The 25315-nt window shown below is 42.8% G+C and carries 19 protein-coding genes and 1 pseudogene; 10 read left to right on the top strand and 10 right to left on the bottom strand.

What is annotated here, in order from left to right; all coding sequences use genetic code 11:
• Window positions 1–245 precede the first annotated feature (245 nt).
• The 7 genes from L4C37_RS12080 to L4C37_RS12050 all read right to left on the bottom strand — a co-directional run bounded on the left by L4C37_RS12080 (window position 246) and on the right by L4C37_RS12050 (window position 9840).
• The gene (locus L4C37_RS12080) at window positions 246–1355 is read right to left on the bottom strand and encodes a GGDEF domain-containing protein (RefSeq protein ID WP_171735336.1); all 1110 of its coding nucleotides are present in this window, start codon (window positions 1353–1355) and stop codon (window positions 246–248) included.
• 226 nt (window positions 1356–1581) lie between these two features.
• Entirely contained in the window at window positions 1582–2814 is a 1233-nt protein-coding gene (locus tag L4C37_RS12075) for a hypothetical protein (protein ID WP_273297159.1), read from the bottom strand.
• Between the two features lie 9 nt (window positions 2815–2823).
• Window positions 2824–3645: an outer membrane lipoprotein-sorting protein gene (locus tag L4C37_RS12070; RefSeq protein WP_372266313.1), complete on the bottom strand. Its 822-nt coding sequence runs from the start codon at window positions 3643–3645 to the stop codon at window positions 2824–2826.
• Between the two features lie 112 nt (window positions 3646–3757).
• Window positions 3758–6286, bottom strand: coding sequence for an efflux RND transporter permease subunit (locus L4C37_RS12065; protein ID WP_429768722.1), 2529 nt, complete (start codon window positions 6284–6286; stop codon window positions 3758–3760).
• Window positions 6287–6470: 184 nt separating this feature from the next.
• Window positions 6471–7256: a TetR/AcrR family transcriptional regulator gene (locus L4C37_RS12060; RefSeq protein ID WP_137372640.1), complete on the bottom strand. Its 786-nt coding sequence runs from the start codon at window positions 7254–7256 to the stop codon at window positions 6471–6473.
• A gap of 368 nt (window positions 7257–7624) precedes the next feature.
• Window positions 7625–9385, bottom strand: coding sequence for an alkyl sulfatase dimerization domain-containing protein (locus L4C37_RS12055; RefSeq protein ID WP_429768721.1), 1761 nt, complete (start codon window positions 9383–9385; stop codon window positions 7625–7627).
• Between the two features lie 125 nt (window positions 9386–9510).
• Window positions 9511–9840 carry a hypothetical protein gene (locus L4C37_RS12050; RefSeq protein ID WP_429768719.1) on the bottom strand — a complete coding sequence of 110 codons (330 nt, stop codon included), beginning with the start codon at window positions 9838–9840 and terminating at the stop codon, window positions 9511–9513.
• A gap of 286 nt (window positions 9841–10126) precedes the next feature.
• On the opposite strand from L4C37_RS12050, the gene secD reads away from it, so the two are divergent.
• The 8 genes from secD to L4C37_RS12010 all read left to right on the top strand — a co-directional run bounded on the left by secD (window position 10127) and on the right by L4C37_RS12010 (window position 19263).
• The gene (gene secD, locus L4C37_RS12045; protein ID WP_429768784.1) at window positions 10127–11920 is read left to right on the top strand and encodes a protein translocase subunit SecD; all 1794 of its coding nucleotides are present in this window, start codon (window positions 10127–10129) and stop codon (window positions 11918–11920) included.
• The gene (gene secF, locus L4C37_RS12040; RefSeq protein WP_429768718.1) at window positions 11920–12822 is read left to right on the top strand and encodes a protein translocase subunit SecF; all 903 of its coding nucleotides are present in this window, start codon (window positions 11920–11922) and stop codon (window positions 12820–12822) included. Before secD ends, secF begins: the two co-directional genes overlap by 1 nt.
• Window positions 12823–13112: 290 nt before the next feature.
• A complete protein-coding gene (locus L4C37_RS12035; RefSeq protein ID WP_429768717.1) occupies window positions 13113–14204 on the top strand; it encodes a calcium:cation antiporter in 1092 nt (363 codons plus the stop codon).
• 57 nt (window positions 14205–14261) lie between these two features.
• Window positions 14262–14918, top strand: coding sequence for a DedA family protein (locus L4C37_RS12030; protein WP_429768716.1), 657 nt, complete (start codon window positions 14262–14264; stop codon window positions 14916–14918).
• A gap of 45 nt (window positions 14919–14963) precedes the next feature.
• The gene (locus L4C37_RS12025) at window positions 14964–16355 is read left to right on the top strand and encodes a magnesium transporter (RefSeq protein WP_429768715.1); all 1392 of its coding nucleotides are present in this window, start codon (window positions 14964–14966) and stop codon (window positions 16353–16355) included.
• A 171-nt stretch (window positions 16356–16526) separates the two neighbouring features.
• Window positions 16527–17204, top strand: a complete 678-nt coding sequence (locus tag L4C37_RS12020; protein WP_429768714.1) for a hypothetical protein — start codon at window positions 16527–16529, stop codon at window positions 17202–17204.
• Between the two features lie 75 nt (window positions 17205–17279).
• Entirely contained in the window at window positions 17280–17981 is a 702-nt protein-coding gene (locus tag L4C37_RS12015; protein ID WP_429768713.1) for a hypothetical protein, read from the top strand.
• Window positions 17982–18330: 349 nt separating this feature from the next.
• Entirely contained in the window at window positions 18331–19263 is a 933-nt protein-coding gene (locus L4C37_RS12010; protein ID WP_429768712.1) for a LysR family transcriptional regulator, read from the top strand.
• A gap of 111 nt (window positions 19264–19374) precedes the next feature.
• Here the strand turns inward: L4C37_RS12010 and L4C37_RS12005 are convergent, their stop codons facing one another.
• Together L4C37_RS12005 and L4C37_RS12000 are read right to left on the bottom strand one after the other, a co-directional pair.
• Window positions 19375–21195 carry a mechanosensitive ion channel family protein gene (locus tag L4C37_RS12005; protein WP_429768711.1) on the bottom strand — a complete coding sequence of 607 codons (1821 nt, stop codon included), beginning with the start codon at window positions 21193–21195 and terminating at the stop codon, window positions 19375–19377.
• Between the two features lie 211 nt (window positions 21196–21406).
• Window positions 21407–22447, bottom strand: coding sequence for an alpha/beta hydrolase (locus L4C37_RS12000; protein WP_429768710.1), 1041 nt, complete (start codon window positions 22445–22447; stop codon window positions 21407–21409).
• A 740-nt stretch (window positions 22448–23187) separates the two neighbouring features.
• On the opposite strand from L4C37_RS12000, the gene L4C37_RS11995 reads away from it, so the two are divergent.
• Together L4C37_RS11995 and L4C37_RS11990 are read left to right on the top strand one after the other, a co-directional pair.
• Window positions 23188–23985 carry a hypothetical protein gene (locus L4C37_RS11995; RefSeq protein ID WP_429768707.1) on the top strand — a complete coding sequence of 266 codons (798 nt, stop codon included), beginning with the start codon at window positions 23188–23190 and terminating at the stop codon, window positions 23983–23985.
• A gap of 85 nt (window positions 23986–24070) precedes the next feature.
• Window positions 24071–24685 (top strand): annotated as a pseudogene (locus L4C37_RS11990) (hypothetical protein); the annotation flags it as partial.
• Between the two features lie 124 nt (window positions 24686–24809).
• Here L4C37_RS11990 and L4C37_RS11985 read toward each other — a convergent pair.
• Window positions 24810–25304, bottom strand: a complete 495-nt coding sequence (locus tag L4C37_RS11985; RefSeq protein ID WP_137372637.1) for an outer membrane beta-barrel protein — start codon at window positions 25302–25304, stop codon at window positions 24810–24812.
• Window positions 25305–25315: the final 11 nt, after the last annotated feature.

Here is a 25315-nt window from a genome sequence, read left to right as displayed (position 1 = left end):
CATAGTAATCAAACACGCTAACAATGCCAAATTGAATCGCTAAAAGAACAAGTTATTGACTAAAAACACGGCAAATTTAACAGGATATTAATGAGGAGTAAGAAGAAGTGGAACAAATACGAGTACCACTCCTTTATTTGGAAGTGAGCTAAGCCTAGGCTTGTAAGTGGGCTGGGTTCTGAATCTAAAGTGAGATAGGCTTATATCTGAAGCAAGATCCGTTTAAATATACAGTGAGATACGTTTTAAATCTGAATCGATCGGACACTGTTTTTCCCTGAATTTTTCGCTAAATATACTGACTCATCTGCGGCTTTAATCAACTCATTGATTGATCCAAATGCTTGGGTGAGTTCAGCTACACCCACGCTTATACTACCAATCCAAATCTGATTGCCCGTTTCAACCTGTAACTCAGACACTTTTTGTCGAGTGATTTCCGCAACGTACATACCGCCTTTAAGATCGGTATGTGGGCAAATAATTAAAAACTCATCACCGCCCAATCGGCAAACAATATCATCATTACGAAACGAGTTTTTTAGTTCACGAGCAAGGGTTTGCAAAACCAAATCGCCAGCATCGTGCCCACAAGTATCATTAATGCACTTGAAGTGATCTGCATCTATCATGATACACACTAAAGGTGTACCGAATTCTTTGGAGTCTTGCCAATGTACGGCTAACTGTTTAAATGCACTTCGACGGTTTGGTAATTTGGTGAGTGAGTCGGTTAACGACAGTTCTTCGAGTTGTTTATTCGCTCGTTTTAACTCTGCGGTCCGCTCTTCGACTTTAGATTCAAGAAGCTGGTTGAACCGTAACAACTGCTTATTACGCTCAGAGACTTGCTCAAATAAACCTTTAAGAGCAGCTAATAAAGGGACGGTTGACGAGTCGTTCTGTTTTTCTTCGACCTCAAAGGCTTGTAACGGTGTGGCGCCCTCTTCTATTGCCGCTACTTGTCGCGCCATGTTTTGATCGATTCCGAGAATATGGTAAGCAAGCCAATGGATTAAAAAATCAAGTAACTGCCTCGCCGACAACTGATCTTCTTCTAAGATGAAAGCTTGCATGCTGTAGATATCTTGCATGAACATGCGATGAACTTTGACGTGCTCTTCAATGTGCAGGCTGTACACACCGCGTTCTCTCATCAAAGACTCTTCTTCTTTAAAATGAAATTCGGCATAGCGTGTAAGATCAAGCAAAGCAACGCTAATGTCGTCGATAGAGAGGGTATTTTCCGACAACAGATTACCATAGTGGTTAATGAAACCGACAAGATACTGATGCTGTTCATCGACCGAATCAATGCCTGTTTCAAAGTTCTTATCCCATGTAAATGAATTCATAAATCCCTCTGTCCCCACATTGCCTGATACACCTTACATTCATATATGAAGACCATAAAATCATACACAAAGGCTATAGATGGTCATAAAATTATAACCATCTTACATGTGGGTCTATTCGATTGTTCCCCCCTTTAATAAAAAAGACGATCTTGATCGTTATAAATAGAAAATCATTCTAGATTTGGAGCGCTCCTTTCAACAAGAACACCCCAATAAAATATCATTAAAAATAATATTCCAATGCCAGTTCAACAAAATCATCCTTTCTAGCGAAATACAGCAGATCATCAGGCGTTTCATTTTCAAACAACCACGCGTTTAATCGCCACTTTAGGTTGTTATTGATGCGGCTTGAGGCTTCAAGCTTCGCACTATAGACATCGCTGTTATCAAGATCTTGTGTGATCCCTGTGAGCACCTCGGTTCCATCTTCATCGTTTAAAGCGAAACGCGCCCCAAGAAACACATCATTTTGTCCAATAGTCTGCGCGTTATTGCCTCGACTGTCATACAAGTATTCGGCAATGAAACCAATGTCCCAATAAGATTCAAGCGCCCCAACCCATGTGTATTCAAAGCCTGTCGCCACGCCAGTGTGGTTGTCATAGCTGTCGCGATAAATACTTTCAAGTTTCCATAACCAATCGCCAATTATGCCTTGCACATCTAGCCCAAAATGCTGCATTTGCGCGTAATATGGCTTGAGTTCATTGCCTTCTACACGGTAATAAGGGTCGCGGTTTGTGCCGCCTAAATAGCTTAATCCTACATCCCAATCACCGTACATTTGGCTATAGCGTAGTGCTACATCAACGTGCTTTTCTTCTCTCGATGATTCATAAATGGCGTCTTCAGACACAATGACTGTAGGTCTTAACCTGCCGTCTTCACCAGCAAAAGTTCGTTCACGGAAATACGGAAGCAACATTGCATCTATAGCGCCCCAGTCTTTTACCGAGGTAAAATGAACCATAGGCTGACCAAGCTTAGCTTCACCATCTACTGATTCAATCGCATCCGTTTGGTTGACCACATCCACTAAATGAGCAGATTCCGTAACCCCCCAAAACACTTTACCTACCCCAACTCGTAGCTCGTAGTCGTCCCAATATGTAAGATATAAAGCTTCGCGAATATCTCCATGGGTTCGCTCATCATCTTCGCTGTCGAATCGATAAAATGGCGTAAAAGTAAAACTGCCGTTGCCCTCTTCTTGCTCCCAATAAAACTCTGGCTGTAACACCAGTGAGGTTTGCCCTTTATCCTGACCTTGTAAGCCATCGCTAAAAAATTGCCTGTGCTCAAGGTTAACTTGCCCTGCTAGCTCTGGGCTGACCTGTTCTACGAGCTCAGAACTAAAGCTTGCTGCAACACAAGGTGACGACACTTGTAAAAGCCCCAAGGTCGCCGCCAAGGTTAAGGATAACTGCGTTCCTGCTGACACAATCCTTTTCATCTTCATTCCTTATTTTGCACGTTTAAGTGTATTTTTTTGGAAATCTTTATCGTTAAGACCCGTTTGGAACGCTAACTTGGTCGTGGTTAATACTGTGCTCTTGCCTGTTTGGTGATTTTGCATCGCCATAGTATGAGCTCGCCAGTATTGGTTTAGGTATTGCTGGTAGTCTTGGAATGACAACGTCTTCAGTAACGCCCCTTTTCGGTCGTAAAACTCAACTTTAATTGGGCGATAATACTGTTGGTCTAGCCATACTTTTTGCATGGTGTAACCTGAGTTTTTATCGGTAGGGACTTGCTCTAAAACAAAAGTATCGATACCTTCGATTTTTGCGTCTTCAATGTAGTTAAATGTGTACTTTTCCAGTTCAAATGAACTCAAGTCTTCGTACGCAAATTCACTGCCCATGAATGGACCGGATTTGTTACGTGAAGAAATACGTTTCACTCGTTTCAACGCAGGTAGATACAACCATTGATCATCTGACTCTGTGATATGCGAATGATTTAAAAAAGCCGTTCCTTTGACATCACGTGGCTCGTCAAAAATAGTTAGCCCTTTATCTCCGTCATCATCAACTTCTAGAGACTTCAATCGCATTAAGCGAGTGCTGCTTTCACCTTGCTTATTTCTAAGTAGCATTTCCATTGTTGCCACAGAGTCGCCCCACCCCATATCAACCGTTTTACGCTGCTCTGCGATTTCCAGCCCTCTAGCCTCGTCAGCAAATGCACTGCCCGCTGAGAACGCCAACATGAAGCTCATACCAACAATTGCGGCTGAATTAAACGCAGTGCTAAACGTTGTATTGAAAAATGATTGAGGCATTTTTGATTGTGTATTTAGGTTGTTCATATTGGTCATTGAGTATTGGTTTTTCATAGTAAGTTCCTTATGCAATTGGCTCGCTAACCTTAGGCGCAAGCCAATTACTTATTCCTTATTTAGCAATCGCTGAAACAGCTTGAGGTGAAGTAGAAGCGGTATTCGAACCTAAGTCGTATTTAACTGAATTTGACTCAGCTTGGTAATGGGTTTTCTTGTCAAAAATCATCAGCAGGCTTGGTAGCAAAATGAAATCAACCACTAATGCGATAAAAATAACAATCGAACTCAATAAGCCCATGTCTGAGTTAAGTCTGAAACTCGACATCGCCAGTACTGAGAAACCAGCCACGAGAACTACTGTGGTGATCCAAAGGGCGCGCCCAACGGTGTGAAAAGCATAGCGAACGGCTTCTTCAGCCGACTGACCTTCCATTCTTGCGCGTTGGTATTTACTCAAGAAATGCACTGCATCATCAACCACGATCCCCAGTGTGAGTGTTACCACCACTGATAAGCCGAGGTTGATTTCACCTGATATCAGAGCCCAAAGACCGAAACCAATAATCGCTGGAGCAATATTTGGCACTAAGCTGATCATCCCTAATCGAGTCGATCGAAGTGCAAAGATCATCAACCCAGAAATAAGAACCAGAGTGATAGGCAAAGTTGACAGCATACTAGCCATATTTGTTTCGCCGATATGAGCAAACATCAATGATGGGCTAGACGCCAGCACTTCATACTGAGGTGCATTTGCAGAAAACCATGTGTAAATACGCTCTTCCAGTTCAACTAATTCAACACTACCTAAGTTATCTACCGTCAGAACCATTTTGATAGACGACTTATCGACGTTGATTTGGTTATTCAAATCTAAACCATAAGGTAAAGACATTTCGTAAAGCAGTAAGTACTGAGCAGCAAGCTCTCGGTTTAAAGGCAACTGATAGTAGCTGTCATCATCACCGTGCATGTTCTTGTTCAGGCGCATGTAGACATCGGAAAGCGTTGCAACATGATCTATTTCTGGTTGAACTCGAAGCCACTCAGAAAAATCTCCTACCGCTTTCAAAAACACAGGATCGGCAATCGCTTGTGACTCATTAGTCTTGACTGCAATACTGATGTTCGTCATCCCGCTGATGGTCTCTTCCATGAAATCAGCCGCTTGTCTGAACTCACTTGAAGTATCGAAATACTTTACGGATTCATCATTTACTTTGTTTAATGGAATTAACGCTGCAGCACCCACAATCACGAGTGTCGATATAGGTAACAATGCTTTGCGGTTTGCTACGACAAAGTCACCTAACCTATCCATAAACGTCACTTTTTCTTGTGATGCTTGAACTGGCTTTAATGTTTTAATCGGCAAGATTTTAAGTAATGCAGGGAGCATGGTGACCGATAAGAAGCACGCAATGATGACACCCAATGCAGACAAGTTCCCGAAATCACGCAGAACTGGGGAATCAGACATATTCATCATCAAGAAACCGATCGCGGTTGTGACTGATGTGATTAAAATCGGCATAGCGTTAAGTTGAGTGCTGTATTGAATTGCTTGAGCTTTATCCATACCGCGCTGCATGGCTTGTCTCATGGTCACAATTACGTGTACGCAGTCAGCCACAGCAAGAGTTAACACCAAAGTTGGTACGTTAACGGTTGCCGTACTTAGGAACATTCCAGCCCAACCGGATAGCCCCATAGTGGCCACAATTGAAGAAATAATCACAAGCAAAGTGGCAACTACACTGAAGAACGAGCGCAGCATAAATGTCAGGAAGACCAACACCACAAGAAGCATTAGTGGAACTAACGTTGAGCTATCCTCCTGAGCCGACATCATAAATGCATTGTTCATGGCCACAATGCCTGCTTTATGGAATGCGACATCTGGGTACTCGGCTTGGTACTTATCGATCATGATGTTGATCTCTGCGATAACTTCTTGAACTTCAGCCGTTTTATCCACTTCAGGTAACTGGACCGTGACATTCACAACAGTGACATCACCCGCCGCTGACACTAACGAGTTTCTAAGCAAAGGTTCATTGAGCGCGATCTGTTTGACTTTAGCGATTCGCTCTGGAGTATGTGGATACTCTTCATAAAGCAGATCTTCCACCAACAAATCATCTTCAATGGCTTCGGTATGCTGGTAATTGGCAAGTGAATCTACACGGCTTGAATACGGAATTTGCCAAGAATCGACGGTTAAGTTTTGTATAAGAGTTAGTGTTTCAGGTGTAAACACATTTCCATCATTCGGGGCGATTACAATGGCGAGGTTATCTGTCTTTGCGAATGTCGTTTCGATCTCTTCAAAGGCCATTAATTGCTTGTTGGTGCCTTCAAAAAATATGTTGTAATCCCCTCTGAAGTAGAGATTTTTCGCTCCAAATGCAGAAAGGAATATGATTGAAAAAGTTACCAGCAAAACAATAAACGAACGCTTTGTGGGTAATGAATACCAATTGCTCGCAAGACCTGACAATTGTTTGTCTGAACTTGGCGATTGGTTATCTAAATTTTGAGCTGAACTCTGTGAGCTATTGTTTTTCGAACTATGTTTATTTGAGCTATGGTTATTCGAGCTATGGTCATTCGAATTAAAGTTATGGCTGTCATGTTCCATCACAGTCTCCATTTGTGACGATTCGTCATATTTGTATCTTTAAAAACCAGCTTAAGCTGGTCGAAGATACAATTCTCAGTCATAAACTTAAGTTTCCTATTACTGCGCTAGGCTAAACTTTAGTTTATGACGAAACGTCACTAATGGTTATTAATAAACCCACAATCGTGGGCTTAATGGAAGATTATCGACCTACAGATTCTAAATAGGTCACTTCTTCACTGAACAATTCTTGCTCTACACGACGCCAAGTTTTCCTGTAATCCCATTCAGTTGAAAGAGGTTGCCAGTTTAACCCGTCTAGAAGCATATTCGCATTATGTAATACTGAATAAGGGTCTTGTAAACGCTTGATACAGTGACTGTTAGATGCATTCTGTGACAAAGCATTTGAACCAAATGCTATTGACCAGTTTGCAAACACGATGGCATCTGATGCAACACCTGAAGAGAATTTCAAATCGCCAACTTCTACCGCTTTATTGACCATTGAATCGGCTTGCTCAATCACAAGCTCTTCAAGTTTGTTCATTTCAACCACACGTTCACTAGATGCTTTCTCTAATACCCATGGGCTTTTAGCCATAATAGCACAAGTAGACAATACAGGTTCCATGCGAGCATAAATCCGGTAAGCAACATGCAGTGCTACTATTTTCTCTCGTGTGTTCCCTTCAAACTCGCCAGAACGGGCAAACATTGTTGCTTCCGTTTTAAGAGAGTGGATACAAAGGGCTAAAACTACATCTTCTTTGCTGCAAAAGTGATTGTAGATCGTACCTTTAGAATATGAACTCGCCGCAGTGAGCCTATCCATTGTTAAGTTACCGAACCCTTGCTCTCGAACCAAATCTTTGGCCAACAACGTAAGCTCTACTTCTCGGTCTGCAATCGACTGTTGTTTCTTAGACAAGCCAGATTTGCACCCAAAGATACTTTGTTTATCACCTTTACAACTAAAGCCAAACATAATTTTTCAGTCCGTATACTCGCGAAACTCCTATTCATAATAATAACACGAATCACTAATTCATGTACTCAACCATTTTATGACGCTTCGTCATTTTTGACTTATCGTCATAATAGCGCAAATATTGATCATATCAAGGTGTTTTATAAATTAAATACAATTTGTGAATAGATGGGGTAATCATCAATACTCAAAGGAGTAGTTTCGGAATGCGTCCACAAGAGTTGCATCCACTGACTTGCCAGGACCTAGACAAAAGCTGTTTAGAGATAATCCCCTAAACGAAATGGTAAAAATTAGAAAACAAAAAAATGGTGGCTCAGATATTCGCCACCATTGAATGAACTAAAAAGCACGAACGCATTGTTTTAGTCAGTTGTTATAGTCAGTGCGGTATCAAAGGCCGCCAAAGAGTCATCTAATTGCTTAAACTCTGTTTCTCCTAATAACACTTCACTCCACTCAGAGTGAGATAGATTCACGGTCACCCCTGCATTTAATTGCGAACTAATTTGAACAATGCCATTTCGAAGCTGAATGCCAAACGCGTGCTCACTATCACTCATATTTAGGTTGAACTGAGAAGACAAACCTTCGGCTTTACGTGTGTCCACCAAATAACGGATATACTCGACATTATTTTCTATCGGAGAGTTCTCTAGTTTGTCACTGGTGATTGCCCCAAGTAATTGGGTTAGAGATTGATAGTTAACCAATTGATGTTCACCGAATGAAAGTTTCCCTTCATGGAGTAATGCTTCGGAAATATAGAATCCACGGGCATTGGCTGAGCTAGTACGTTGCCCTAGCGCACGAGCCGCTTCTGCGCGTGACAGTTTGGCTACTTCGTTATTTGGTTCCATTTCAAGTATTTGGGAGGTTAAGTATAGCGACCACTGCCACCCTTCCAAAGTTTGCTTCTGATTTGATTGCTTGACCATTTTATTGGCTAACTCAACCCCACCTAAACTCCCAATAAATTGATAAGCAAAGGTTTGTGTCGGCAAAGGGTTGATGTCGTACACGTCCCACCCGTTCCAGCCCATTACACCGTTATAGACCTGCTTAGCATGACTTTCTACTTGCCCATAGGTTTCTTTATCCACTCGTAGGTTTTCTGGCATATGAACAAATTCGGCAGCTCCTTGAGCATCCTTTCCAAGCTTTATCGCTCGTATTGTTTGGTCATGTATCAATTGCATCGAGTCGCGAAACTCATGGATGGCATCTTCAGCTGTTTCTTTAGTTACATTGGCAGCGCCATGTATATCAACGTGATAGTCAAAGTCATAAGAAAGCACCAGATCTGCCGCATCAACAAGTCGAATAGGGTCACGATACCTATCTCCGCGCAAAGTATAGAGATTGAAAATTGAGCCTGCATTCATTGCATTGGTCACCATAAGGCTCTTTTCGGGAAAGTAGTAAGCGACACTGTCTGTCACATCCGTAGGGCTAGGTAAAACAATTACCTCCATCCCCGCAATTGTGTGAGTTTCCACTTGGTTGTGCTCAAAAGTAACGGTTGGAGATTGGTAGCCTTTTTCGCCCTCTAGCTTATCTAGCGTGAAACCAAGTTTGTTAGGAAACGCATCTGGGCCGCTTTCAGGGTGTAACAACCCAAATTGAATGGCTACTCGAGTAGAGAAGATTCCAGCTAGAGGGCTAACACCATTGTCTGCAAAAAGGTGTTTCTCCATCCACTCATGTGCGTAAATAGCTGTGTCATCATTACTCCACGCTTGTGTACCCCACACATAATGCGAATGGGTGTAAAGAACCGCACTAACATCAATCTCTTTGTTTAGCTGTTTTTCCAACTGCTTACGCTGCTCTTGCGCTACTTTTAAATCGTCTCCCGTATCAACGATGATCCAGCCATCAGGAGCCTCGACTGCGATCACGTTACCGATACCCCACCCAGCAATACGATAGACACCATCGGTTATCTGAGTGATTGATTGCACGTCTACATCCCACAATTGGTCGACCATAGCAGCGGGCTTTGTAGTAATAATCCCTCTATCCGTAGCAATAGGGTCATAGTTAAGAGAAAGATTGTATTGGTCGGCAACCGCAACAAATGAAGTAGAGAGTAAAAGAGCAGTGCTGAGAATTGTCTTTCGCATAATATAGTTCTTCTAGTTAATGGAATAATTTAGGGTTAGCCCCTTTCGATGACACCATTACACTCAATCTCAATAATTAAATCGATGAATTAGAGAAAGTCATATTTGGCTAATCAGCATTTGATTTAAATCGTAGATACTGATGTGGGCTCCAGAAGTATGTCTTGCCCTTTATCGGTTTTAATTTCAAAGTCATCAAGCCAATAGATGTCAGTTAATAACCGAACATCTGTGATTAGCTCGCAGCGGTCCCTTTCGCTCAGCGTTTCGACCTTACCACTCCAACATGTTGATATATCGATAATTATCATTCTTTCCAGCTCAAAAAACTGATGACTAAAGTGCTCATGCAATGACTCTATGCCTTCGGCGTAACTCAGCACTAAAGTGCACTTCCCTTCACCAATATCACAAACTCTATATTTGCGGTCATTTAAATATATTGTGCAATCCATATAGATTTATCCTCAATTATTAATTCAGATTTCATTGTTTTAAATAAATCAAATATCTACGAGGAATTAGAGAAATTCATTTATGAAAAGTTGAGAAAACCAAATATGAATTTCTCTAACCCATAGTTCTATTGAGTCAAGAAACTAAGATAGCTCGGTAACCAACAGTTAGGTTTATCGAAAACCTTTCAGGCCCCTTAGTTTCAACTCATACGTGATTAATACCGCTGTTTATTTGATAAACAAGCTTGGTGCTACTTGCGGATGCGTTAATCAATAAGATGCAATCAAAATGAAGTTAAAGCGCTCAAACACACCCATAAATTATTCAGCTAAATGGAAGGTCATCGTTCTCGTGCTGTCTGTGGTACTGATGCTTCTCAGTGCCCTACCCTCTGCATTTGGTGAACGTGAAGCTTTGCACATTTCAAACCAAACGCATTCGGCACACGCTGATGATGTATATCGTTATCTTGTAGACAACAACATTGATGTTCACAGTGTTAGCGAAAACAATGATAGGTTAGTGGTGACGTTTTCTTCGAGCGGACAACAAGCCCCCGCACAAGCTTTAATGTCCGAGTTCATCCAACCATCGGAGACCGTTGCCCTCACACTCGAACCTTCAGCTCCCTCTTGGTTAACCTCGCTGGGCTTTCAGCCGATTAAATTTGGATTGGATCTACGTGGTGGTGTGCAATTTCTGTTAGACGTTGACCTCGCCCCTGTCTTTAATGCTCACGCGCAATCAGTGATCGACGACCTTCGTCAGGAGTTTCGTGTACGTGGCCGTGTAGAAAACGGTGAAGTGGTCATCGCTCGATATAACGAAGCACTATTTGGCGATATTCGACACCACTTAAGAACGCAGTATCCAAATTGGACTCTGAGCCAATCTGGTGAGCGCTTGATGATCTCAATGGATGAGGAAGAAAAACGTGCGATTCAAACTCTGACTGTGACACAAAATCTTCAAACAATGCGAGGCCGCATAGAAGAACTAGGAATCACGGAAGCCGCTGTCCAACGCCAAGGTGAAAATCGAATTCGAATCGAGCTGCCAGGCGTGCAAGAGCCGACATCCGCAAAAAACATTATCGGCGCCACTGCATCACTCGCGTTTTACCATATGGAGCCCCATGCTAGCGCACGAACAAAGTCCATCAATGATCAAGATGGTAGACCTGTCATTCTTCATAGAAAAAGTATTTTAGGGGGTGAACACATTATAGATGCACGCGCCAGCCTAGGAGAAATGGGGACACCCGAAGTCAACATCACTCTTGATAGCACGGGTGGGCGGCTATTGATCAACCACTCGCGCAGCAATATCGGAAACCCGATGGCGACTGTCTACAGTGAATACAGTCAGTCAGAGACAGGACAATCCATTGAGCAAAGCGAAATTATCAGCGTAGCAACCATTCAATCAACGCTGGGGAACCGTTTTCGCATCACCGGCGTGGGGTCTATGGCAGATGCTCAAGACCTTGCGCTTCTATTGAGGGCAGGCTCACTCACCGCTCCTGTCACCATTGTCGAAGAACGCACCATCGGTCCAACTCTTGGTGCTGAAAACGTCAAAAATGGCTTTGCGGCACTCGCCTTGGGGCTTAGTTTTACATTGGTATTTATCGCTTGTTGGTATCGACGTCTTGGCTGGGTTGCGAATGCTGCACTGACTATCAACTTAGTCTGCCTGTTTGGTCTATTGGCGCTTATCCCTGGCGCTGTGTTAACGCTTCCAGGCATCGCTGGGCTTGTGCTAACCGTGGGGATGGCTGTCGATACCAACGTACTTATCTTTGAACGCATCAAAGACAAGATGCGAGAAGGCAGAAACTTTTCCCAAGCCATAGATCGAGGTTTCGATAGCGCATTCTCTTCCATTTTCGATGCCAACCTCACCACTATGATCGTCGCCATCGCTTTGTATGCAATAGGTAACGGTCCAATTCAAGGCTTTGCTATCACACTCGGATTAGGCCTACTGACTAGCTTATTTACCGGCGTATTTGCGTCTCGAATTCTTATCAATTATTTGTGGGGACGAGACACCTCACATGAGGTGAAACTGTAATGACCAAATCAATTAACGTCACCAAAATACGTCAACTGATGACGATGATATCTCTGATTCTATTGACGCTTTCCATTACATCAATCGTTGCAAGGGGGTTCAATTGGGGACTCGACTTTACGGGAGGTGTTGTCGCCGATATTCAAACAAAGCCAGACGTCACTCAAGTTCTGCTCAAAACTCACCTCGATTCAGCACTGACTCAAGATGTTCAAGTGACGGCAGCAGGCAGCGAGGGAGATTGGCAACTGCGTTTCAATGATACAGACCTCGATTTGCGAGAAGCACTTAACCGAGCGCTGTTGCCGATAGATAGCAATTTTCACATTACCAACAGCAGCGTAATTGGCCCTCAGGTTGGGTTAGAAATGGTCGAACAAGGCGGCTTGGCGATTTTGGTATGTTTCGTTCTTACCTTGCTGTACTTGAGTTACCGATTTGAATGGCGACTGGCACTAGGTTCAATTGCAGCGTTGGTTTACGACATTGTCATTGTGCTAGGGCTTTTTGCGGTGACTCAAATTGAATTCAACCTAACCGTGTTGGCCGCTTTGCTGGCAGTAATGGGTTACTCCCTTAATGATTCGATCATCATTTCAGACCGCATCCGTGAGGTATTTCGTGCGAAGCCAGATGGTGAAACCGATGCCCTTCTCGATCAATCCATCGTGTCAACATTGTCACGAACGCTTGTCACATCAGGTACCACCTTGGTCACGGTCTCAGCACTGTGGTTGTTAGGAGGGAGTGCACTAGAAGGTTTCGCCATTGCACTGTGCGTCGGAATCTTAAGTGGAACCTGGTCCTCTATCTCTATTGGCACACTCTTACCAACGTGTGTGGGCTTGAAACCAGTCCACTATCAACCGGAAGAAACTGAATCCCTTCAAAGCATGCCTTAGCTTTTGCTGACTGCGCTTAGTACTTACCGCTTAATTAAGAACGCTATTAGGCGACTGTCGGTCGTCTGATAGCAACAAAGAATTTCTCTAATTCATAGTCTGAATCATCGGTTCACCTTAAGTTAGCAACATGGTTAGACACATAGCTTTGTAGATATCGTTTTAGATGCAAAAGCTAAAACGCATAACTTGAAACGAACCATTTGCTGCACAGGAAATTGCAGTATTCACCCGATTTACTCTCGTTAAGGGACATTAGCGAGCCTTCGGTTACTCAATTAAGGCTCAACATGCTCAACGTACTCAAACAAGAATACAAACTACCACTTGGCATCGTTGCCGTTCTATTTTTCAAACTGATCGGCGACAACTTACTCACAGGGGAGCTATCACAGTTCGCCTATTTAATGATTACTGCAGTGCTGTTTTACGCCGTGATGAGCGCCATTTTTTCCGTTGTTCGTCACTCAGACGCGCTAGCGATAAAGCTTGGTGACCCACTAGGCACTCTTATATTAACGCTGTCTGTTGTCTTACTAGAAGTCATTATGGTTTCCTCAGTTATGTTGACTGGGGAATCCAACCCCTTCTTAGCACGTGACACCATGTTTGCTGTCGTGATGGCAGTGCTTAATGGCTTTGTTGGTATCACCTTGTTAATCGGTGGTATGAAGTACCATACGCAAACCTACAATCTGGATGGAATAAAAGCGTACTTGGTGGCGATTATTCCACTCTCATTGCTGTGCTTGGTACTACCTAATTTCACCAGTATGGATTCGCGAGGTAACATGTCGACCAGCCTCACTTGGACATTAGTACTCGCGTCGATAGCCTTGTATGCCGTATTCCTGTTCATTCAAACACGCAGCCATACCGACTACTTCATTGATGGCGATAATGAAGATCAACACGAACATCACGGCCCTCTGCACAGCAACCTATTCCACACGATTATGCTGGTGAGCTATTTGATGGTGGTGATTTTGTTAGCGAAAAGCCTCGCGATTCCAATTAACGATGGCATCACCGAAATGGGCGCACCTGCGGCTCTAGGTGGTTTGATTGTTGCCTTGATTATTCTCGCCCCTGAAGCGGTTGGTGCTGTTAAAGCCGCCGTGACCAATCAATTGCAGCGCGCGATGAATCTCTTCTTTGGCTCGGTTCTCGCCACTATTGCACTAACCGTTCCCGCTGTTCTGTTGATTTCAGGGGTAATGAACGAACCCATCCAACTCGGCCTCGCCCCAGCAGAAATGGTGTTGTTAGGTGCAACACTATTAATGACAAGCGTGAGCTTTAGTAGCGGGCGAACCAACTCGCTCAATGGTGCGACCCACCTCATCCTGTTCTTTGCTTACATCATATTGATGTTTGATTAAAACGCATTATGGGCTCCGGCAATCAACAGCCAGAGCCCACACTAACTTGGAGTTTCCATGCAAGAGATTTTTTCCGCGATTTGGCTGCAAGACTTTGATGCCTTACTTGAATTGAATTCACTGCACGTTTTATTACTTTTACTTGGTGTCGTGCTTTTCCTTGAGTCGAGTTTTGTTTTCTTACCACTACCCGGTGACGGCCTAGTGTTGTTTGTCGGGGGCATGGTCGGTTTGGGCGCTATTGATTTTTCAAGTGCTCTAATGCTTCTAACCAGTGCCTCTTTTTTGGGCAGTATCATTGCATACCTTCAAGGGCGTTGGCTGCACAACACTCAGTTCATGCGTAAAGCTGAACGAACACTGCCAGATGAATCGTTACCCAAGGCAAAAAAACTATTAAACCGATTCGGCTTTCTGTCTCTGTTCGTTTCGCGGTTTGTCCCATTTGTTCGTGTACTGACCCCAATGTTGATGGGCGTTGCACAACTCAGCGCAATAAGAACGCTGATTGTTAGCTTCACTAGCTCGATTACATGGGTCTTCAGTTTATTACTAGTAGGAAAGTGGGTTATGCGACACCCACTCGTCTCTCAATATCAAGAGTTGATTACAAAATGGTTCTTAATGGGCAGTTTAATCCTGATGGTCACCGCATTTATCGCTCTCTTTGTTCGGCTTGCGACCAAGAAGCGACAACCACAGACATCCGCATAAAAATCGCTTCTATCGTATTCTCACTTCTTGTCAAAGGTCTAGCATATGACATTAATTACATTATCTTTTTCATCGGAAGGCGCGGAAAAGCTGTACCTAAAAATACTGGAGTGCCTAACTCTAAGAAAGCCTAAACGGCTGAATCAAACGCTTCTAGAGGCTGAACCTGTTGAACTTCCATCAGTACTAAGGAAGCTCTCTGATCAGCAGCGTATCGTCACTTGGACTCTACTCAGCGAAGTAAACCCGAGCCTTGCTGCCAACTTACTTGATCACTTATCTGATCCCGAACTTCTATGGCTGATCAGTCAACTCTCTGAAAACAACACCATAATGCTATTTCAATATTTGCATTCCGCAGACCGCCGTCTGCTACTCAATGAACTGCCAAACGACTTACAAAAACAGCTCAGGCAAGCCCTACCTTCAGCATGGAAAGACGAAGAGCAGGCAGCCTTAATCTACCCACAAGATTCTGCCGGAGGGATTTGTAAAAGCGAAGTTCTCAAGCTAACAGAAGAGGCTACCATCGACAGTTTGAACACAATATTAAGCACAGAAGAACACAGCTTGGATCGATTAGAATGGCGTTACGTTTACTTGCACGACACTGAAGGTAGCTATTTAGGTGGGCTGAAGATCCGTGATGTACTGCTGTTACCACGTGGTGTATTACTAAAAGAATACATAGACAACACTGTTCCCGTCATCAGCCCTGACGCTGATCTAAATACGGTTAAAAGTACGCTGGACACTACTTTGCACCCGGTCATCCCCATCGTTGATGAACAAGGCTTCCAAATAGGAATCGTCGGTTTTAAGCACCTCAATGACGCTTTATACCAACGATCTAAACAGCAAATGCTAGAACAATCTGGCGTATTTGGGGGCGATGAATCTCGCACCATGCCGGTTCTTAAACGTAACCTACGCCGACTCGCCTTTTTACTGCCTTCAGTCGCCTTAAGTTACGCTGCGATTTCGATCATTGCCATCTACGAACCCATCATAGAACAAATTGCGGTATTAGCCGCAGTGTTGCCGCTAGTCGCCAACCTTTCTGGTGCAGCAGGGAATCAATCCGTTGCTGTGTCGATACGTGAATTATCCATCGGGCAAATCTCGGCTAAAGATCTGCTGTATGTAGTCGCGAAAGAGATCCCCATCGGGGCGCTCAATGGGTTACTAATTGGTACCGTTTTGGCTCTGCTTACGCTGTTCACGCTGGGTGGGGATCACTCTGGATTGCCATTGATTATCGCCATCGCTTACACGCTATCTTCCACTCTTGCCGTCGTGATTGGCGGGGCATTGCCTTTGCTATTAAAGCGGCTCAAGTTCGATCCAGCCATGCTATCAAGCCCAATGCTGACAACCTTAACCGACGCTATTTCATTCTTCAGTGTTCTGTATTTAGCTCACGCTTTCTTACTCTGATTTCACGCTCTCTGCCACTACAACCCTATTTTTAGCCTCAGACATTTTTGTTTGGGGCTTTTTTATATCGATGCGTTTAGCAAGCAAATATGAATCGCTGTAATTCATAGTCTATTCCCCGGGCAATAAATAAAATAGCGGCATAAACAAACACAACTTGGATTTATATTTATGAAACTAACTCAAACATCTCTATTAATTGCATCACTTATTTCTTCATCGTTAGTGCTTGCAAATACCAATGTTAATTTCTCTGATTCTAAACAACATTATTCGGGGTTTGATATCGGTTACGGCAGCAACGATTTTGATATTGGGCTTCAATATGCCAAACCACTAAATAACGATTGGAGTTTACTCAGTTCATACAGCAGTGACGACAATTTTGATAACCACGAATTGGGATTCGATTTTCAAAGAGGCGATGGCTTAGGGCTTGTTTTTGAGTATCATCATGATACCAACTTCCAATCAGATAATTTACGCGCGAATGACTATAGCTTCAGTCTCTACAAGGACAATACAGTTAACGAACAGTTTTCTGTTGTACCTCAAATATCGCTTGGCAACCTGAAACATCAACAGATGAGCAGCAGTGTTTACTACACCAGTGCATCACTTGATATGACTTACAACCTGAACCCTAACATGTGGGTAGGATTCACGCCGGAATATACTTACAGCTTAGGTAAAGTAAAAGAAAAGAATAGCAATCAATCGACGCTAAGAGATTGGGATTACACGGCAGAACTTGGTTATCAATTTAATAGTACAAGCGCGTTCGTATATAGCTACCAATATGATGATGGTAACAACCTCTCATTATTCGCTTTTAAACATTCATTCTAAATGATTAGGGCTGCCAACAAAAAGGCAGCTCACTTTTTAATACCTAGTCTAAAACATTTAAATAAGTTGGCTATTTTGAAAACTAAACTATTATTACTAAGCTTTATGATCAGCACCTATTCAATCGCTGATGAAAACATGATCGACTTTGAATCCGCCGTCGAAGAATTTACCGAAGCGACCATAGAAACAGCACCCGTTGATTTCACCGACCCAACGGCAGCTTATAGCTCCCTTCAGTTAGGCTACAACAGCGAAGGCTTTGATACCGGATTTGGTTATGCTAGAACAATCACTGACAACTGGGCAGCATTACTTTTTGCTCAGTCTCTAAACAATTTTGACACATACAGAGTAAGAGCCGCGGCACTGAGCACCAATTTCGGCAGTGGCGTGATGGGCGATTATTTATATGATGACCGTAGTGATACACACACTTTCGTGTTGAACGCGATGCAAGTCCTGCCACTGCATGAACGGCTCATTATCGCTCCGGTTATTGGCGCCGGTGCCATCTCTAGTGACAACCTTGATAAGAAAGTGCCTATCGCCATGGCGCAGTTATACAGTGTGGTGACCATTACAGAACAAGCCTCTATAATGTTCGCACCAATCTATACGACATCACTAAGAAATCAGGCGCTTAAAATCAATACGTTAGAATGGGAAAGTAGCTTCTCTTATCGAGTATCAGATAATCAAAATGTTTCAATCAACTATGGTATTTATGACAACTCGGACAACAAGCTTGGTCTTAACTACACTTACGCGCTTTAACTATGCCTAGGCGCTTCAACTATACTTAGCCGCTGTAACTGCAATTAAGCGTTCTAGCTATACTCTTTAAATATGTCTTTTCACTTTCAAACTATATTCACACTCAAACTTGAGCCTTTATCTAACATCAAGCCTAATCGTCTTTAGCAACACGGATGTTGCCAGGTCTGCTCTGCTTATCCTTGCTGCATAGAACTCATTGGGTTAAAAGCTAATCTCTGCTCACAACGTATTCCTGCGAATCTTATCAAACATTCTTCAACACATATCATTCCTAAGCTATTGAACAAAAGCCAATTTCCCTTATTCTTAAATGATACTTTAGAACTTCATTACGAAAAGGTAACCCATGAAAGAACTTCAAGACTTAGACCTAAATCTGCTCAAGTTACTTAAAGCGGTTGTCGAAACTCGTAATACTCACGCGGCAGCTGACAAGCTTGGTATATCGCAAACCAGTGTCAGCAGAGGGATGGCGAAGTTAAGAGAAACCTTTGGCGACCAACTTTTCCTTCGTAAAGCACACGGCGTTGAGCCTTCTGAACTAGCAGAGAAACTCGCCGAAGCGGCCGATGAAATGTACTCCCCTTTGATAAAGGTGGTTGAGTCCTACCACAACTTTGATCCAAAAATGTTTACCGGTGAAGTCACCATCGCTTTGAACATATTTCTAATTGAACAATACGGTGAAGGGATTTTTAAGGTTCTACATGAAGCACTTCCACAAGCGAGCTTTAAATTAGTCTACTGGCAAGACAAAAGCTTAGCTGAAGTGCTAAGTGGACAAGTCGATTACTTATTGCAACTTTCGGGCATTCCATTGCCTCAAGATATCTACCAGCATAAGCTCACCGAAGTAAAGTTGAGCCTCATTGCACGCAAAGATCATCCTGTCCTGAGTAGGAGCTGCGAATGGGAAGATATTCATCACCTACCAATCACAAGAATCTTGATTGATGGTATCAACACCAAACGAGCGCCAATCGAAGATCTCTATATATCAAAAGGCTACACCGCGAATGTTGTGTTAGCGACACATAGCCTCACAGTATTGCGAAGTAAGCTTAAGAATTCAGACGCTTTCTCTTTTGGTAGCAGTTATATGACCGAAAATGATCCTGAATTAAGCTGTTACCCATTACCCAACTTGCCAAAAGAAATGCGCCAAATTGGTGTCGAGGGCGGCTACCTTCAATCGAAGAGAGGCTTTCCACTTCATCAACTACTTCATCAAACCATGCAGAGTTACTTTGATAGCGTTGTTCAACCTGACGTCCGATAGCGAGCTGAGTACTAACCTTAGTGCTTAGTTCTCAGTTAAAAATCTCCCGAGCTCTAGCCCCTAAAGCGATGATTAGTCGCTTTAGGGGCTAGAGAGTATCTATCGATTAGATTAGCTTGAAGTGGAAGACGGACGCACTGCAGACGTTGCCGAAGGGTACATAATGGAGTCTTTGATTTCGAATTTATATTCGTAACTAAAGTCAGGGAACGGGAAAGCTCGCTCTTCATGCCACTGAGCGACTACTTGCTCTGCTTTCTGTTCCTGTTCTCGGTTATCCGCCGAGACCATATCGAACAATTGATATTGCGTAGAGTGGGCTATCTTCGCACCAATGCTGTCAACTTGGGTCAACACAGAAAAAAGAATGTCCTCTTGGACAGCCATAAACTCTTCATGGTCACGGCAACTAATGTAAGCCATCATATTGATATTAATTGAGTATTCCCCTACTCCCATCAATCTAACCCGAACCGGATCTTCTTCAATCATAGGATGCTGCAATAACAAACGTCGAATATTTACAATGAGTACCCGCAACTGATCGAGTGTCGTTTCTGAGCGGAGTCGAATAATATGATCCATACGTCGTTTATCACGTCGCTCTAAGTTATCAATCTCCATATTGGCAAACTCAGAATTGGGAATGGTAATTAAAGATCGCTCTAGAGTCCGGACTCGAGTCGAACGTAAACCAATACTTTCAATGGTTCCGAGTTTATCCCCATAACGGCAAAACTCACCGATCTTTACTCCCCCGTCAGCATAGAGCGTTAGTCCGTTGATTACGTTCTCTAATATAGGGCGAATGGCCAGTGCAACCGCTAAACCACCCACACCCAAACCTGCCAATATGGGGGAGATTGAAAAGCCCATAAATTCGATGACGTAAATACCAAGAATCACGATCGTCAACCCGCCAAAAATACGCGCTAATACAGTAATCAGTGACGAATCTACGTGCTTTCCGTTGTGCTTTTTGAATACATAAATATCAGCGAAATAATTGAAAATGGCCATAATAAGCCAGGAGACAAAGAAGAACTGAGCGAGTAGAAATAAGGTGGTGAACAGCTGATAAACACCACCAGTAATCCATATCCCATCATCAATCACCCATCTTGCTATAAACAGCAAGTTCACTACGCCCACCAGCGACAACAGTCGACCAGCCCGCCATTTCAACCCTTTTCCTTCCCAGCGACTATTCCAACGCTCACCAAGCAAAAAGCTAATTTTTATCATGATCTTACATAGTGACAAAACTCCAATCAGCGCAAGCCATTGCCATAAAGGAAGCGGTCCATAGAGTTGATTAAAAGATGAAGGTAAAGAAAGAACAAATTGCTTAGAGAACATAGGTCCGGGGCTAATCAGAAATTCCTGATAATAGTCTGGACGTACTTCGGTATAGTAAGGAAGAGCTGACATCGTTCTATACCACCGAGATAGGCTTTGAACGGTGTTAGAACTAAATAAGAACTGATCGGTTCGATCGCCTAAAGTTTGGCGAGACAATACGACCTCAGTGTTGCCTAAGCGCCAGTGGTCAATCTCCTCTTCCCTTATTTGCTCGATATTTGGGACCAACTGATGAGTACCTTGATCAATTCGATCTAACAACTCACGAAGAAGAATTATTTTCTCCATCACGACAACAGTTCGGCTACGATTCGGAACCATAGATAAGTCCATCGTTCTGATCACTTGTGAATAAGCATGCTGCACTTCTTTAAGATGCAGTGTTTCATTTTGCCAGTGCTCGATAACTACACTCGAATCTCTGATGAAACTCGAAAGAGTATGTTTGGGGCTAGACGTGTCGGCAAGCTCTAAAGCAATATTTGGCATGGCTAGCGCGTTAGGTATGGCTAGATATAAAGGTATGGCAAGAAATACTGCGACTAACATCGAATAAAAACGTCTTATCACTATGAGCCTCCTTCATCACTTTGTTTCAATACAAAAATAGGAGGTAGCGAATAAGAATGATCTAAGACAGACTGATGTTGAGCATAATGATAGTTAGCTTGCAGTGACGTTGATATACATTTTAGAAGTGAAGTAAATAACTTTATCATTATTATACCCTCCAAATAAAAATCCACATCCGTGTGATTCAATATTTGCTTTCTTAAATAAGCTAGTTGATATATTTACTAAAGAACTGGTCTAATTCATTAATAGCATCTTCAGATTCTGGCATGTCGAACAATATACCATTCAAATAGTCTCCATGAGATTGACCATCATATATATGCAGGTCAGTTTCTACGCCTGCACCACGTAATAATCGATGCATACGAACCGTATCACTTAACAAGAGGTCTCGAGTTCCTGAAATAAATATCGTTGGCGGGAATTCATCAATATCAGCGTATATTGGTGAAATAAGAGGATTATCAAGCGACTCTCCATCTGCATATGCGTCGAACGTACCGTTAATCAACCCTTCGCGTTGACCTAAAGGGTCTAAGCCTTGCAGCGTTAGCCAAGAATCCGATGTCTCTTTAAGGTCAACAGCAGGTGTGCCAACAAACAGTGCACCAGGTGCGGGAAGATCGAGTTCTTGCAGCTTAAGTGTCGTTGCCAACGTTAAGTTACCGCCTGCAGACGTGCCAAAAATCGCTGTCGATTCCGGTGACTGAGTTTTTATTAGCGCTTTCCATACTGCAACGGCATCATCAATTGCTGCTGGGAATGGGTGCAGCGGCGGTTGACGATAATCAATAGAGATCACTTGAGCACCTAGCCCGTTGGCAACCCAAATAGCTTCTCGTAAAGCCGATTCACCCCCACCAAAAACAAACGCACCACCATGGATATGTACTAGCCACTTATCTTTATATTCAGGAGCGATATTTTTCGGCGTAACAAAGAAAGTATCGACCCCGGCAAACTGCTTAGCTTCATAAGTAACATCTAAACGCTCTAGAGCTTGTTGAGCCATTTTTATACCCGGTGCATCAAATTGAGCTTGTAACGCCAACCACTCTGCTGTGGTGCTAGGAGTTGGAATGACTGGTGGAATAACTCTGTTCTCAAATAACTGAGCAAACTCTGTCGATACTCCAGCAGGGGTCAGAACGGTTCGTTCTTGTAGGCTCATTCCAGAAAACGCCGCAGTGCTCAATAAGCTAAGTAGCAATGCAGGGATAACAGTGCGCAGTGATTTGGTTTTCATAGTAACTCCGGTAACGAATCTAAAAGCCGTGATTGGCGAACTGAGGCTATTATTCACGACCTAATCCATTGGCAATATGAATTAGAGAAATTCAAATTTGGTTGTAAATAAGCAGCAATAATGAATTTCTCTAATTCCTACTCCATATTCACAACACTATTCATAATCACCCTATTAACAAAGAGGATTGATAATGAAATATTTACCTGTAAGCATGATATTTATAAGTTACTTAGCCTTCTTTTTCTTCTTAATTATCAGGCTAAACAATTAGTTTAATCACATAAAAAGAACAGAAGATGCCTGTAACTTAGAAAGGGGCATTATCGATTTAGAAGTGGTAGCGTACCGATAAGAACGCAGTCTTTTTCTGCGAACGACTTAGGAGGACGTCGGTTACAATCGAGAACATCAACTGGACGACGTCGCCCTGCTCAGTATTGGAAAAGGATATATCGTGTTGGCTTTTTTTCAGTTCAGTTAAGGCTTGGTGATGGGTTTATTGTTGAGCAAACTGGGTGTGCTGTTTTAACAACAACCTTTAAACGTACTCATTTGAACATAACAATCATGCGAGCGTGCTACTAAAAAATTGTCGGCTTGGGGCTCCTTTCTGGGTCAGATCTCTCCTTATGGTTAATATTTGTCTCACTAATGTCGTTTTCTGTTAAGTTGCTATAAATTCAGCAAGCGGTGACTTACAATAGAGTCAACGACCTACCTTTTTTGAGAACACGATATTGAGCGCCAAATATTCTTATTTAGCTTGGCAAGTGAATACTTCTAGCCCTGCAGAAAAGCTTGTTTTATTGATGCTTGCAGACGGTGCTGACGAATTCGGCTACACCAATGTGTGCCTACAATCAGCAGGCCAACTTTGTGCTCTCTCTACGTTTGGTTTAGCCGACTGCCTTAAGTGTTTAGTCGACCAAGGTTTTCTCGATAAAGTTAAAGTAGATTATCGAGATAAGAAAGAGATCCACGTTTTCAAAATGCTCATTGAGCAAGAGCAAGCTACGGTTCAGGTTGAAGCTCAACCGACCAATAGTATTCCGGTCTACTCTACTGCACCTGCACCTGCACCTGCACCTGCACCTGCACCTGCACCTGCACCGCCGACTTTTCATCCAGCTCCGAATCAAATGCAAGCAGTATCTAATGCTCCGCGTCCTCAAAGCAGAGGTCAGATGAACGGTAATACAGTTTCTACTCATGATCTCGATGAAGAAATCATACCGACTTGGGCGGAGCGAGCATTTAAGTTCTCTGGTTTGTCTGGGGACCATAATTTAGTATGGAAGAAATTTGTGCTCTGGTATAAAGCCAAAGCGAATGAATTAATGCCGATATCACGTATTGAATCTAAATTGCAGTACTGGCTAGTTAACGAGAAGCAAAATGAAAGACAACAACAGAAGACCTCTCAATATTCAGGAAATGCAGGACAAGCTCAAGCTAATGGGTATCGACAAAAGCTTAGCCCATCTGAGCGCTTCAGACAGCAGCTTATCCAAAAAGGCAAAAAGCCAACCTTCTGAGCCAGCTAAAAATGTTCAGCTAGAAGTGACTGCACCAGAGACTAACACCCCTAATAACGCAGTTTCTAGCACGGTCGTTGAGCCATCAGCTTCACAACAAGTACCGATTATTGACCAAGATCCGGCAGAGCTTGAGTTAACTGATTGGTGTATTCACGTGTTTGGGTCATTCCTTAGCGTTTATGAAACTCAATGGGAATATCAATACGGTAGTGAACCAAGTGGTAAGTTTATCGAATTTGCTAATTCCGTTGATTCTGATGGCTTGAACCGCGTCTTAATGCATTGTCATGAACGCATCCAACTTGGAAACAGTTGGCCACCACAAATGGGTGAGCTTTGGATCCTCAAAGATTCATTAACTGAAGAAGAACTGCTGGATAGCCGTATTCGCGTACTTTCACGTACACCTGTCAACCTGATAGAAAAGTGGCTTGTTCAGAATAAATTGTACGACCTAAAACGTGTAGCTGAAAACAAGTTAGATGGGCTGTTTAAAAAGTACTATCTAGAAGCAAAGAGATTAGACGAAAAAGGCATGCTGCAAACAGAATTACCTCAACATTTGCTAGCGGCTAACTCAGTAAAAAATCTCAATGATTTACAACGTGAAGAGTACGAATCTAAACATGGAAAAGCGCTTAATCCACGTATTCAACAAATTCTAAATGCTAGAAAGCAGACGATTGATTTAAGTTGATAAACCCACACTTATAAATACAAAAATGCCAGCAATTACGCTGGCATTTTTTATGACTAATCTTAAATCAATCCGCTTTTGGCTAATATCAACCGGCTTCAGCTTATGATTTTCGATGATTCACTTATAGTAAGTGAATAGTCGCGTTCAGTGAGAAAACACCTGAATCATCATGCTTCATTTTAAAGTTCTGGTAACTTGCACCTACAGATACAGGACCAAAGATGAAGTATTCAGCACCAACACCGTACATCACGTCTTCGCTGCTTTCTTTAAAGCTATCGCCTTTTAAGTCGTATGAATGAAGACCTGCTTTTGCGTAGATATGTAGTGGACCAAAATCGATACTTGGCTTAATAGCCAAGTAAGCTGTACTTGCATCTAAATTCTTACGGTCAACACCATTATAATTAACGCTACCAAATGAGCCTAGATCCCAGTAGCCAGCTTCAACACCGATAAATGGCAAGATACCAGTACCAGCGTGGATACCCATTGCAGTTTCATCGCTGTTGCCAAATGAGTTTTGACCACCCATTGCACCACCATAGATCCACGAATCAGCCATCGCTGTAGAAGATGCACCTAATAGTGCTAATGCTAATAAAGTTTTTTTCATGTTTGACCTTC

The sequence above is a fragment of the Vibrio kagoshimensis genome (genome assembly GCF_050337535.1).
Taxonomy (GTDB): Bacteria; Pseudomonadota; Gammaproteobacteria; order Enterobacterales; family Vibrionaceae; genus Vibrio; species Vibrio gallaecicus.
The sequence above is the reverse complement of the archived record's forward strand: the minus strand, read 5'-3'. Positions and strand labels throughout refer to the sequence as shown.